The organism is Maledivibacter halophilus, from assembly GCF_900167445.1.
In the GTDB taxonomy this organism is placed as follows: domain Bacteria; phylum Bacillota; class Clostridia; order Peptostreptococcales; family Caminicellaceae; genus Maledivibacter; species Maledivibacter halophilus.
Genome location: NZ_FUZT01000022.1, coordinates 42,599 through 56,623, shown reverse-complemented (window position 1 = coordinate 56,623; position 14,025 = coordinate 42,599). Strand labels below are relative to the sequence as shown.

The 14,025-nt window shown below is 31.9% G+C and carries 13 protein-coding genes; 12 read left to right on the top strand and 1 reads right to left on the bottom strand.

The genetic code is table 11. The features are described 5' to 3' along the window. The 12 genes from B5X81_RS25150 to B5X81_RS25095 form a co-directional block, all read left to right on the top strand. Window positions 1-2,193 (top strand): S-layer homology domain-containing protein (locus B5X81_RS25150; protein WP_079495787.1); only part of this gene is annotated, 2,193 nt, incomplete at its 5' end. A 193-nt stretch (window positions 2,194-2,386) separates the two neighbouring features. Beyond that, on the top strand, window positions 2,387-2,635 hold the full coding sequence (locus B5X81_RS25145) for a TIGR04540 family protein (RefSeq protein ID WP_170917608.1): 249 nt from the start codon (window positions 2,387-2,389) through the stop codon (window positions 2,633-2,635). A 13-nt stretch (window positions 2,636-2,648) separates the two neighbouring features. Then, window positions 2,649-3,011, top strand: coding sequence for a nucleotidyltransferase domain-containing protein (locus B5X81_RS25140; protein ID WP_079495785.1), 363 nt, complete (start codon window positions 2,649-2,651; stop codon window positions 3,009-3,011). A 28-nt stretch (window positions 3,012-3,039) separates the two neighbouring features. Beyond that, entirely contained in the window at window positions 3,040-3,969 is a 930-nt protein-coding gene (locus B5X81_RS25135; RefSeq protein ID WP_170917607.1) for a copper amine oxidase N-terminal domain-containing protein, read from the top strand. Next, the gene (locus tag B5X81_RS25130; protein ID WP_079495783.1) at window positions 3,962-6,394 is read left to right on the top strand and encodes an Athe_2463 domain-containing protein; all 2,433 of its coding nucleotides are present in this window, start codon (window positions 3,962-3,964) and stop codon (window positions 6,392-6,394) included. Before B5X81_RS25135 ends, B5X81_RS25130 begins: the two co-directional genes overlap by 8 nt. A gap of 23 nt (window positions 6,395-6,417) precedes the next feature. Beyond that, entirely contained in the window at window positions 6,418-6,636 is a 219-nt protein-coding gene (locus B5X81_RS25125) for a hypothetical protein (protein ID WP_079495782.1), read from the top strand. A 248-nt stretch (window positions 6,637-6,884) separates the two neighbouring features. Beyond that, window positions 6,885-8,666, top strand: a complete 1,782-nt coding sequence (locus B5X81_RS25120) for a VirB4 family type IV secretion system protein (RefSeq protein WP_079495781.1) — start codon at window positions 6,885-6,887, stop codon at window positions 8,664-8,666. After that, entirely contained in the window at window positions 8,635-9,750 is a 1,116-nt protein-coding gene (locus B5X81_RS25115; protein WP_079495780.1) for a M23 family metallopeptidase, read from the top strand. The genes B5X81_RS25120 and B5X81_RS25115 overlap by 32 nt, the downstream gene beginning before the upstream one ends. Continuing rightward, the gene (locus B5X81_RS25110) at window positions 9,743-10,018 is read left to right on the top strand and encodes a hypothetical protein (RefSeq protein ID WP_079495779.1); all 276 of its coding nucleotides are present in this window, start codon (window positions 9,743-9,745) and stop codon (window positions 10,016-10,018) included. Before B5X81_RS25115 ends, B5X81_RS25110 begins: the two co-directional genes overlap by 8 nt. Window positions 10,019-10,101: 83 nt before the next feature. Continuing rightward, a complete protein-coding gene (locus B5X81_RS25105) occupies window positions 10,102-12,141 on the top strand; it encodes an FtsK/SpoIIIE domain-containing protein (RefSeq protein WP_079495778.1) in 2,040 nt (679 codons plus the stop codon). A gap of 224 nt (window positions 12,142-12,365) precedes the next feature. Then, a complete protein-coding gene (locus B5X81_RS25100; RefSeq protein ID WP_079495777.1) occupies window positions 12,366-12,959 on the top strand; it encodes an HD-GYP domain-containing protein in 594 nt (197 codons plus the stop codon). A 108-nt stretch (window positions 12,960-13,067) separates the two neighbouring features. Continuing rightward, the gene (locus B5X81_RS25095; protein WP_079495776.1) at window positions 13,068-13,658 is read left to right on the top strand and encodes a metal-dependent hydrolase; all 591 of its coding nucleotides are present in this window, start codon (window positions 13,068-13,070) and stop codon (window positions 13,656-13,658) included. Between the two features lie 47 nt (window positions 13,659-13,705). Here the strand turns inward: B5X81_RS25095 and B5X81_RS25090 are convergent, their stop codons facing one another. Then, window positions 13,706-14,017: a hypothetical protein gene (locus tag B5X81_RS25090; RefSeq protein ID WP_079495775.1), complete on the bottom strand. Its 312-nt coding sequence runs from the start codon at window positions 14,015-14,017 to the stop codon at window positions 13,706-13,708. Window positions 14,018-14,025: the final 8 nt, after the last annotated feature.

Below are 14,025 nucleotides of genomic sequence, written 5' to 3'. Positions count from 1 at the left end.
ATAGCTGTAAATGCACCAAATACCCTTAAAGTACTGCTGAAGGATAAATTCAGCAATATTACAGAAAAAGAAATTGCAGTAAAAGATAAGGATGAGATTATATACGGAGAAGTACCAGATGATATAAGAGATATTATAGAAGGAGATAAAAATAAGAACAGGGATAAAGATAAATTGGAAGATGAAGATATAGTTATTACTGACCCAGACATTGATGAAGAAATAAAGGAGGATATAATAGACACAATTAATGATACCGATGTAAAGCCTGGAGATACAGACCTTAATAGTGGTGAAGGAGAGCTAATCATTGATATATCCGATAGAATAAGTAATAAATACAGAAATGGAGATTATGGATATAGACTAGATATTATAAAAAAGGAAAATATGAAGCTAGTTTATACTAAAATACTGGATAAACCCCAAAGGGTGGAAATCCCTAAACTCCAGGACAGCACAACATATATAGTGAGAATAAGCATATTAAAGGGAAATAAAGAATTAGCATTTAAAGAAATAGAAAAAATGACAAAGGATAGAACAGCTCCGGTCATAGAAAAAATATTTGTTCGTAATAACAAAGTCAATGTAATAGCAAGTGATAATGTTAAGCTTCACAGCAGAGCCTATAAATTTGATATAGTAGGGAAAGATTCCTTAGCCGTGAAAGATGGAATCAGTGTTAATAAAGGAATACTTGTTGCAGGTATAGATAACTCACTGGACATTAGACTACTTGCATCCAGTCTTGAATGGGCAGAAAACAATTGGAACAAAGAGAATGTAAAAGAATCAGAAAAAGGAAGCAGATTAATAGTAACGGTAAGAGATGCCGAAGGCAACTGGACACAATCCGAGGAAATAGTAACTGATGAAAACGGAATACTACAGGAAACTGTAAATCCTGATGATCCGCTAAAAGTAGATAAAGGATCTTCCCTTGATATTGATGAGATAATAGAAAATATAATCGATGAATTAGGTGAAAACACTAATCCTGAAGATTTAGATATTAAAATTATCCAAGGTGATGCTGACATAGAAAATGGAAAAATCAAAATAAAGGGTAATGGAAATATAATTGTGAGTATAAAAGACCCAGTTACAGGTAGAACCATACAATATCTCCTCAATGCAGTAGATAATGATGACTTTAATAGAAGGATCATAGTTGAAAAGAAAAGCCAGACAAATCTAGAATTGGCATTTAAAGATACTCTAATAGATGAATTTAGAGAAAACAGAGAAATTACCTTTGAGACTACAGATGAAAACATAAGTATAGAAGGTTATGTACTTAAAGCAAATGAAAATGGAATAGGTACTATTACAGCAAGTAATGGAAGAAAAAATATTAAGCTCTATGTAATTGTGGCAGATTCTATCTCCAATGTTAGAAGCAATATAGAAAAAATAGATGATAACGTGGCTTACACAATTCTTAAAGGAAAAGAAATAAATATTAAAGATTACCTAGAGTTAGAAGGTAAAAATGTTAATAGCAAATACTTAATTACTGAAACAGATAGTAAAAATATCAATTTGCTTGACAGTTTTAGATTTAAAGCAATAGATGAAGGTGTAGCATCTATAAGAGTGATAGACCTTGCACAAGGAAGGATTAGGAGTATCAGCTTTAAAGTTGTTGATATTAAACCTTCAGATAAGAAACCTACAGATATACAAACTCATTGGGCTAAGGAAACTATAGAAAAAGCTATTTCAAAGGGCATCATTGATGGTTACAAGGATAATACTTTTAAACCTCATGAAACGGTTTCTACTAAAGAGTTTTTAGTAATGCTTAATAAAGTAAAGCTCCTAACAAACAAAGAAGATAAAAAATTAAATTCAATAAATCTAAATAAAGCCGACTGGAGCTATTATGAAGTTGCCAATGCAACTATGGGAATTAAAGAAGAGAATCTAGACTTTTTAAACAATAATGAATGGAATAGAGATTTAATAAGGGAAAAGGCAGTATATCTCATAGATAAAGTTTTAAATATTAAATCAGATGCGAAGGTTAACTTTAAAGATACAGATAACTCTAAATACAAAGATTCAATAAAATCAGTAGGAGGAATACTAAAGGGATATGAAGATGGAAGCTTTAAAGGAAATAAAGCTATAACCAGAGCTGAAGCTTTAACTCTAATTATTAGGATACTACAAGAGTGTGGAGGTTGAAAAAAATAATGCTATATCAAGTTTGATATGAAATATCCTGTATAAAAATATAGAATTTATAGGAGAATATTAATTTATTCTCCTATAAATTACAAAATATGGTTGAATATCCAATGGAATAATGATACGATAACAATATAATAATGATATAAATATTATAAAAATGATACAATATGGTAAAGGTGTGTTGGCGATGGATATTCAAAGACATCCAAGGTCAGTTGTTAATTTGGCAAAAGAATTAAAAAATCTTATAGATGCTTACTGGAGTAGGGATATTTCAGAAGAGCAGATGAGAGAGTATGTTCTCTACTTTGCTAAGTATGAAAAGAAAAAATTATTTCGTGCAAATGACTACAGCCCTACTATTAAGCAAAGAGTAGGGAAGAAAAGATTAGAAGTCATAGATAAGGTTCTTGACGGTTATCAAATGAGTTTTTGAAAGGATACTTTTAATGAATAAACATATAGAAGTATTAAAAAAAGGGATTATAGAAAAATTTAATCCTAATAAAATAATTCTTTTTGGATCATATGCAAATGGAACTGCAGCCGAGAAGAGTGATATTGACATTTGTGTTATCTTTAAAACTATTTATGATAGAAGAAGCTTAAAAAGGAAAATAAATAAGTATATATATGACAAAAACGGATTGGATTTTGATAAGCCAGTTGATGTTCTCATATACACAACTCAAGAATGGGAAAAATGTTTATTAGAAAAAGGTACCTTTGCAACCCATATACTAAATACGGGCGTGATAATATATGACAGACGGCGCAATATACTTAATAATGGAGCAAATCCAATCATTTAAAATTTTGGGAAGAAGGGAGATAAAAAATATGAGAAAAATAATAAGTATGGTATTAATATCAATGTTGACTTTAACTGTGATTTCATTCGCAGAAGAGAGTAACTACAAAATAGATGTAGATGGGAAACTGATAGAGGTGGATGAAAATTTTGATAATACAGTTGATGTAGAAGTCGATGGAGTTAAAATCAAGTTTAAAGATGCTAAACCCTTTATAAATAAGGAAGAAAGAACAGTGGTTCCGGTTAGATTTATAGCTGAAGCATTGGGAGCAGAGGTTGATTGGAATGGAGAAACAAGAACGGTACTTATAGACCAGGATGAAAGACATATTGAACTTAAAATAGGAGCTATGGAGGCTACTGTTAACTCAGAAATAATAAAATTCGATACAAAAGCTGAGATTTACTTTGATAGGACTTTTGTTCCTTTACGTTTTGTCTCTGAAGCTTTAGGAGCTATTGTAGGTTGGAATGGAGAGACAAGGACAGTTACTATTGATACCAAAACCAATGGAAAAGAAGAACAAGTAGAATCACCAAAGAATGTTGAAGAAATGATTGCAGTAATTGAAGATGAGGAATTAAAAGAAGTTGTTAAAACAATACCCAATATTCAAATAGGTAAAGACAATAATGTTATTCTTTATGATGAGGAAAATCTATTTGAGTGGAATACCATTGATATAGATATTGATGGTGCAACAGCAAATGATCCTACAACTTTAATTACGGTTTATCCAACTGTGTATGATGATTATTCAATTCTGAAAGAAATGCTTAAAGTATATTATCCAACTCAGTATGAAACGGTATATGAGTATGTAAGTGGAGTAATAGAGCAAGAAGAATATACGAAAGGAAAAGCAGAAGAATTTGTTTATGATAATAGAAGTTTTGCATGTGCAAAGGGTGAAATGGCAATTAGTATATATATAGGAGGCAAGGCTAATGAATAAAATTATTTCAAGGCTTTTAGCCTTTTTTTTATTTGTTTCTTTTTTAGCATTTCCAATAAGCACAACAGCACATGAGAAAGACTTGGTGGCTTATGTACCTCATTATAGGTTAGAACAAAAAGGAATATTAATATACAAAGATCAGGAAGGAAATTGGATAAATGGTGAACTAGGTAAAAAAATTGATATAGAACAGCAAATAGATCTTAAGGAATTTGAAGACCAGGAAACAATAGATAAAATTTTAAATGTTGTTGTTTATCCATATGACTTAGGTTTTATGTTTTCAACAGAAGATTTTTCAAGGAGTATAAATAAGTTTTCCCAGACTAAAGAAGACTTTATAAAAAACTACTATAACCATGGAACCGACAAAATTGAAATAAAGGAAAGGTATTTAAGCGATGGAGTTGTTAAACTTAAATATAATGCAGAGCTTACACCGCAGATTGAGCCTTTAAAAGTTTCAGAATATACCGATGAAGATATATATATTCTTTTAGGGCAAGATCCCAACAATCCAGACCCTAAAACCAAAAATGCCCTAGAAGTTATTAGAGAGCTAAAACCTACTATAGAAGACTTAAATCTTCCAGTTCCTTCTGCAACACCTAAAGGTCTACTAAATATAGATATTCTTTTTAAAAAGGGCTTGGCTGTCTATGGCAAGCCTGGAAGTATTAAAAATAACGAATTTAAAGAGGGAGAATATAGATACCTAGGATACGATATAAATGGTACACCCTTTACAAACGAAGACTTTCCTAATGACTTTAATATAGATAAAGAACCCTGGGAAAAAAAGTGGATATATGAACCTTGGAAAAAGAACATTGACAATCAAAAAAGACCAAACAAATCAGCATTTAATAGAAATCCAAATGCTCCCCAGTGGCTTGATCATTTAGAATGGGCAGGGAAAAACGGATGGACAGGAGAAAAGCTTGTAGAGTATTTTATGATCCAAGCACCTCAAACTGATTACACGCCAGGATCCGCAGTTGGATGGCACAGACTAGATAACGGAAAAGTACTTTATCAGACATTTGATATACCACCAGCAAAGAGTTTATTAGATGAGTTAGGAGCTGAAGCCTATATAGTATTTATCCCAATAATAATTGAATACTGGGTAGAAGCAAAAACCGATAACTTGGCCATAAAAGATATTAGAAACGAAGTAAGTGAAATAGAATATGACGAGATGTATGAAGTGAAATTTGATGTGTATAATATGTGTCTTAGAGATGCCTATGATGTAACAGTAGATTACTATTTACAATATCCTGATGAGCTGAAATATATGTTTACAGATGCAGATAACGAAGTAGAAGCTCTAGGAAAGTCAACTGGAGGATTGTTTTATAATATCCCTGAGGAATACAAAAGAGATACCTTTGAGCTTGTGGCCAAATTAAACATGAACGAAAACCATCCTGCAAAGTTTCAAGATGGCACAATCATAGAGGAAAACACAATGGCAGATAACGAAGTATCAATACTCATACCAATAAAAGATAAGGAAGCCTTTGACCTTGAGGTGGTGGATATTAAATATAATAAGTACCAGGCAGGATCCTATTCACCGGTTATAGTAAAGGTTAGGAATAATGGAACGACCAATGTAGTAACAGATTTAAAAATAGATGTAGAAGGAAATGCCATAACAAGAAATTATGTTTTCATACCGGCAGGAAAAACAGGAAACATTACCTTTGGACTTCAAACTCCTGATGTGGAAACTAGATTTAAGATAACAGCAAAGGTTGATTACAATAACAAAATTAAAGAAACCAATGAAAAGAATAATATTAGAACTATAAATTCCAGAACTATTAAAGCTGAAGAAAAGGAATGCAGCCCATCCTATGTTACATGGACAGAATACCGGTCCAAGGGAAGATATAAAACTGGTGAAAGAATAAAAACCTGGACCCATACAGAAGAGCGCTGCAGTGGTTCCGGAGAAAATAGAACATGCAAAACAATAACTGTTGTTGATGGCTATACAGTAAGATTTTATGCTAAGCTTAGAAATTTTAAGGTTGAAGTTGATTGGAGAAATAAGGAGCAAGGCTTTATAAAGTCCGGATATGGAATAAAAGTCAAAGCAAAGGCAGACATAGTATCAAACTATGATAAGCCAGAGCAGATTAAAAATATTCAAGAAGCCTATTTCTATTCTCCAAATGAAGTTATTGAAATGGTAGGTTCAAATGGTAGATTTGAGCTTCCTATTAATCAAAGAAGTAAGATTGATGAAAAAGTACATTATATACCAGTCCATACACCCGATGGCAACTATAAAATTTCAGTTAATTTAAAGGGTGCTTCTACTCCTGGGGGAATACTAAATATATGTGAGGATGTAATAATACCTGTAAAGGGAAATATGTATGAAGATGATTATACTGGAAAACAGTAAATGATGGTAGAAGGTGATAGAATATGAATATAATAATAGGCTTGTTTAGCGGGGTAGGAATTATAATTTTACTTATATTAATAATTCCTATTTTACTAGGTATTTTAGCAACACTAATGATACCTAAATTTGTAGAAAGAAGAAAGAAATTAGAAAGAGATAAAGCAGAGCTATACATGAACACTATTAATAATAAAGAGCTTAGTGAAGACAATTTCTTTAGAAAAAGAAATAACCAATAGTATAGTTTTTCTTATACAAGAAAAAACTTCTTAATTAATTTAAAGGACCTAAAATATAAAAGTCATAGGTGGTTCCGGCTAGTAAAATCAATGCCGGAACCACCTTTTAAGTTGAAAATATTTAAGGGGCATGCAAATTGAACTAAAAAACTGGTTCCGGGCAGTAAATATGGGGCCGGAACCAGTTTTTTAGTTTAATAATTAATCAATAGTTTTTAGACTGTATAAAAAGGAAAAGGGGTGGAGGTATGGGAGCTACAGAAAAAATAAAGGTATATTCTAATCAAATACTTTCAGGAGGATATTTATCTAGAACATATATGATAAAACAGTATCCTCCAGAGGCTATTCCAGGTATTTTATATAGACTTACCCATCTTGAAAAGTTTAAAGAATATAAAAAGGCATCAATTAGAGTTGCCTATAGATATATTCCAGCAAATATAAAGTGGGACTGGAGAATGAAAATGAAGTTTAGGAGGCTTCATGCCACAGTCCAGGATCAGAGGAGTAAGCCTGGCGGGATAGTTGATGAAGGAGTAGAAAAGGCATATTTTTCACTACTTCATCTAAAGGAAAAGGATAGAAACCAAGGAAGCAAAGCTGTTGATCTATGGGTATATATAACACTTTCAGCGCCTTCAGAAACAATACTAAAGACATTAGAAAAACAGCTTAGTACAGAGCTTGACAATATAAATATAAAGCTTGAGAAGTTTAAGCATGAACAGGATATGGCCATTAAAGCAACTCTATTAAACTCACTGCCGGTTAAAGATTTTTTTAATAAATATTATGGAAGGCTTATGGACGATGATGCTGCTGCAGTTTTTTTCCCGTTTATAGATGGTTCTTTTTCTGATGGAAAAGGAACATATTTTGGACATAGAGCCCACGATACAACTCCAATATATTTAGATTTAGAAAAGGATGAAAACAATAAAAACATTGTAATCGTAGGAGCTTCTGGAGAAGGGAAATCCACTTTTATAAAGGCACTAGTTGTGTCTTTGCTTATGCAAGGCTATAGGGTATTTATCTTTGATGTAGATGGAGAGTACTATAAGCTATGCAGGAAAGTAAAGGGTCTTTGGATAGATCATACTCTTTCTTCAGGAAAATATATAGATCCCGTGCGTATTTTAGAGCCGATAGGAAATGAAAAAATAGATAAGGGTAGATATCAAGATGCAGCAAGTAGAATGAAAAGAGTTATATCTCTTCTAGCAGGAGAAACAACACCTGGGGAACTTAATGCTGCAGATAGAGCTTTAATGAAGACCTGGAAAGATGCCGGAGTTGTAAAGGAAGATCAAAGTACATGGTCTACAGAAAAAACAAAAAGAAAAGCAAATATACATAAATGGTATAAGAATCTATGTAGTGAAGAATCGGAGGGTGCAAAAAGTTTACAGGATAAAGTATGGATATATTTTGAAGGAACTATGAGCGATATGTTTGGAAAAGAAGATGATCTTAATGAAATACATGAACAAAGATTAGTTGTATTCCATGTTGCCCAGGAGATAGACTCCGATGTGGATCAACATACTGGATCAGTAAAAATGGCCATAGCCACGGATACCGTATGGCATGAAATAAAAAGAGAAAAGGAAAAAGGAGAAAAATTTTCTGCAGTAGTTGTTGACGAAGGGCAGAGAGCTCTAGAAAATGAAATGATGTCAAACCATGTGCATACCGTAGGGACAACAATTAGAAAATATGATGGACTTTTGGCCTTAGCAACTAATACCCCATCGGTTATATGGAAGTCAAAGGGGGGAGAATCCCTTTGGGATAACTCTGCAATAAAGATTGTGTTTTGGACAGAAGAAGCTCCACTAAATCTTATTAAAACTAAAGCTAAGTTTCCAGAAGAAATCGTGGAGCAAATAGAAACGCTCTACCAAACAAGACAATTTGTAATAAGGTACAAAGATCCAGACAGAAAAGGAAAAGAGTTTGATATTGCAAGGCTAATACTTAGCACGGAAGAAGGTGAGCTTTATAAAACAAGAAGAACAAGTTAAAAGAGATTCTATTAAAAAAGAAGTTGTCAAATCATCTTCAAAATTAGCACTTAAACTTATAATAGGAAGCATTGGGCTTCCAGCTACAATTTTAATAGCAATTGTTATTTTAGTACTACCTATACCACTGATAGTTATAGGTGGATATGCGATATATAATGAGCCAGTAAATGACAATATAGGATACTATGGAGGAAATATAGAAATTCATGGAAAGGATAGATTTGCATGGCCAATACCGGGATGTTATAGAATAACCTCAGAATATGGGCTGAGATATCATCCTATAGATAAGATTAAAAAGATGCATACAGGGGTTGACGTTGCAGCACCTTCAGGAAGAAAAGTTGTTGCAGCAGATGATGGAGTAGTATATTTTTCGGGGAACAAAGGGGGATATGGTAAAACTGTAATAATAAAGCATGAAGGCAATATAGAGACATATTATGCCCACAATTCATCTCTAAGAGTTAAAAAAGGAGATAAAGTAACTAAGGGAGATGTTATTGCTCTTTCTGGAAATAGTGGTAAATCTACAGGAAGTCATTTGCATTTTGAGGTTAGAATTGCTGGAAATCATGTAGATCCACTAAAATATTTTAGGGTGGAAAGGGTTATTCCTGATGATGGATTACCTGAAGATTTAAAGTTTAAAAAAGCTAATAAAAATAAGCTTAAAAAATGGCTTGAAGATAGAAAATCCTACTTGGCAAAGGAATCTTTTATTGAGAGTTTTATAGCTGCAGGGAATCAGTATGATTTAGATCCATTACTACTTGTGGCAATTACTGGTCAAGAACAAAGTTTTGTTCCAAAGAATCATCGAAAGGCCAAGCAAATATCAAAAAATCCATTTAATGTATTTGGCTCATGGGAGGTATATGGTGAAAGCTTTGAAAAATCTGCTAAAATTGCAGCTGCTACAGTTATAAAACTGAGTAAAGATAGGCCAGAAGGAGAGCATCCTTTAAAATGGATTAACAGTAAATCAAATCCAAGGGGATATTATGCAAGTCATAGTAGATGGTGGATTGGTGTAAATAAGTTTTATAACAGTCTCAGAAAGGAAGTAGGGTATGATTAAGTCTATATTAAATGATTTTGATTTAAATAGGTTTTTAAATTTCGTAAGTTTTGTTATGGTTTTATCTTTACCTATAAATACATTTCATGATAGAAATAAAAAAATTAATTTCCTTGGAGCTGGAATGGTAATTTTTTTCATACTTCATATTTTTTCAAAATCTAATAACGTAGATTTAATGGATGGTATAACGGTAGGTATTAAGGAATTAAAGAAAGCTTTTTCTATTATGTTTAATGTATTTCTTCAAATGCTTAGAAGTATATAAATTATAGAAAGGAGAAATTCACAATTAAAGATATAACTTTAAGTAAAAAAATTAGTAGGTGGTTTTTAGACTATTTTTACACTATGATAGCAATTTCTACGGTATTGGCTCTTTTTTCAACTATTATTCTCTATACAAATATAAAAATAAGATTAGTAAATTTATTTCCAGTTGCAATTCCTTATATAGAGAATTGTTTTTTATATGGATGGATATTTACTATAGCATTAATTTTGACACTTACCCTTAGAAGGATGTATAGAAGTATATTTAAAATTATTATAGATATATCCAAATTACTAATTGGTATAACAAGTTTTGTTTTTAGGAAAAGAGAAAAATTAAGTGCTTCAGAGATCAAGACCGAAGAAAAGGGGCAAAAATTAAGACGTGCTTTTAGTTGGATATCTTCAATGAAAGCTGACAAAGGTTTTAATAAATTACAATCTAATAAAAAAGAAAGTAAGATGAAAGATCCTTTTATAGTTTCTATAGATGTGCTGCCTAAGAATAAGCAAAACAGTAAAACTGAGAGTATAGGAAAAAGTAAGTATCAAGCTATGGTAAAAAAAGCATTTATTAGGGTAGGAGCTATGAATGAAGAGCAGCTAAAATCAGTAAGAGTATACAATGTTTTAGAAGGACCTCAAGCTATGCTGATAAATATCAGCTTACCGGAAGGTTATACCGTATCAAAACTTAAAAGTACAACCGAGGATCTTAGACATGCCTTTGATGCACCTTCATTTCAAATTGAAGCTGCAAAGGCTGGAAAAGTTAACCTCATAATATTTAGGAAGAAAAGAAAAACTGTTCTATTAAGGGACCTTCTAGAGAATCCTAATGTTATAAAAGCTATCTCAAGTTACAAGCTTCCGGTTGTTGTAGGCCTGAGTCCAATAGGTGAACCAATATTCATGGACCTGGTAGATGCTCCACATTTGCTAGTGGCTGGAGCTACTAAATCTGGAAAGTCTTGGTGGCTTAATCAATTGTTATTTGTACTTTTGATGGTGTTATCACCTGATGAATTAAGTATTTGGATTGTAGATCCAAAGGTTGTTGAATTTGGGCAATTTAAAGGTGTTCCCCATGTTGAAAGAGTAGAAACAGATGTTGAAGCTTCTGTAAAGCTTTTTAGAAATCTTGTGATTGAGATGGAGAATAGATATAGATTTTTACATAAACATCAATGTAAAAATATAGATCATTATAATTTGAAATACCCAAATAATAAAATGAAATATATTGTTGTTATGGTTGATGAGCTTGCGGACTTGATAGTCCAAGATAGAAAGAATATAATCGAAGCTATTATGAGGCTTGCTCAAAAGGCCAGGGCGGCAGGGATTCATCTAGTAAACGCAACACAAAGGCCCTCGGCAAAAATCATCGATGGAGATATAAAGGCTAATTTACCATCAAGAATAGTATTTAGACTTAAAACCCAGGCAGATTATAGTACGGTACTTGATCGTGATCCCAAAACTAATCTCATGGGGTTTGGTGATGGCATAGCCGATATAGAAGGGTATTTTGGATATAAAAGATTTCAATCTCCTGGAGTAGGACCTTCAGATATTGAGTTTGAAAAAGCACTAGAAAAACTCATTGATTTCTGGAATGGAAAGAATAAGAAAATAGACGATATAGAAAATATAAATGATCCTAAAATTGATGAAAAAGATATAGTGTTTTCACATGGCCATGGACAAAAATCTAAGAGTTGTGAGGAAAAACCAAAGGTGGTTCCGGCAGGTAAAATAGCCGAGGGAACCACCTTTATTAGACAGAAAAATGATACTGATAAAGATGAAGAAAATGAGGATCAAAATAAGGAAGTAGATCCGGAAGCTTATATTAGATTAGAGATTCTCAAAAGTTTTTTAACTACTATAAAGCAAAATGATGATGAAAATGATATCTTTGCACCATCTAGTAACGAACTAAGTAAAAGTTTAGGAATTCGTAAAGCCACTATTATAGAGCATTACAAAGACTTGCAAAAGGAAGAAATAATAGAAAAACATCCGAGTAGAAGATATGTAATAAAATCTAATGAAAATGAATTGAGTGACATGATTGTCAACTTTGAAGATTATTTTGAATTTGTGGCAGAGTAGAAAAAAGGCTTGTTATGATTCAAAAATGTATAACGATTGTATAACAAGCATAAATATTCAAAGGATTACTGGTTCCCGTTACTGGTTCCGGAGGTGGTTCCCATGAAAAATTCCCTTAAGGAAAATAGGGGGAGATAAGAAGTGGGAACCACCTATGGGAACCAGCTTAATTCCGAATAGAATTATGCATATTTATAAAGAAATCAAATTGATAAGGAGGAGAAATGTATCAAAATAATCATATAGTAAAACTTTCAACTTTACTAAAAAACGAAAGAGTAGTGGAGCATTCAAAAAGAGTTGCTCTTTATTCAAAAAATTTTGGATATGTGTTAGGTTTAGAAAATAAGGAATTAGAAAGGCTTTTTGCATTAGCACTGCTTCATGACATTGGTAAAAATAAAATAGAAGGGTCTATACTTAATAAGCCTGGATCTTTAAATGATCTTGAAAGAAAAGTTATAGAAAGACATTCAATATTTGGGGAGCAGTACATACGACTTATTCCTGAATTAAAAACTTACTCTAATATAATTAGGTCTCACCATGAAAGATGGGATGGAAATGGATATCCAGATGGCCTTATGGAAAGTAAGATACCCTTTCTAGCGAGAATTATTTCAATAATTGATGTTTATGATGCATTAACAAGTGAAAGGCCCTATAGAAAAAAAGTGTATAGCAACAAAGAAGCAATAAATATTATTTTAGATGGAGCTGGAACCCAATTTGATCCAAGGTTATCTGAACTATTTATAGAGAATATTGACATTGTATTAAATCCATTTAAATCAAAGAAAAAGGCTATATATAGTTAAAAGGTAGTATTACATAGCTTCTTTTAAAAAAAGCCGATAAAGGCCGATTAAAAGGCTGTTTTTTTTATGCTTATCTATCAATGAAATAATGAAAGGAAATGATAAAAAATGAATATAAAAGGTCATGTAACAATAGGAACTGCTGCTGCTTTTTTAGTAAATCCAGCTCTAGGTATTCCTTTAACAATAACTACTGTTATATCTGCAGCTTTTGGATCGGTGATCCCAGATCTAGATCATCCTAAAAGTAAATTGAATCAAAAAATATTGCCTCTAAAAAGAAATAAGGCTATGAAGATGTTTATTTATTGTTTGTTTGGTTCATTAGCACTATATAGTAGTTATGCAAAATTCAATAGTACATTATTAAATTGCATTGGAATAATTTTGATAATGATTGGGATATCCCATCATAGGGGATTTACCCATTCAGGAGTTGGACTATTAATATTCTATATAACAGTTCAACTTTTTACACAAAAATATGGATATAAATATGAAGGAATGAGCTTTATGATAGGATATGCTTCACATCTTGCAGGAGATTTTTTTACGGATCAAGGAATAGAAATTTTATATCCTATTGATGATAAAAACTATAAAGCTCCACTTAGATTTACTACTGGGGGAGATGTTGAAACTTTGTTGACTGCAAGTTCGGTGGCGTTTATAGGTTATCGCTTAATCAATATGCTATAAGCAAGCAATATACAATTTGATGGAATTAGACCAGGTGTAATCCTGGTCTAATATTTTAGTTGATTATTATTTTTTATATAAGATTTAAAGCAAAGATACATTTCATCTGTGGCTTTAAGTTTTTTGAGCAAATTTTTAAGCTTATCTTTAGTCTCTTCAAGCTTATATTTAAGATGCAATTTTTCGTCGCTATTATCTTGATACTTGGTTAATTCAATTATTTTATCTATTTCTTCCCTTGTTACAATAACTTTTTTAGAAGTAATTAACAGCTGATCACGAAGATAATTATCTGTATCATCAAGTCCCAGCTTTTTTATAAAATTTTTTATGATATTTGTATGTATAGAAACTTCCATTTTTACAC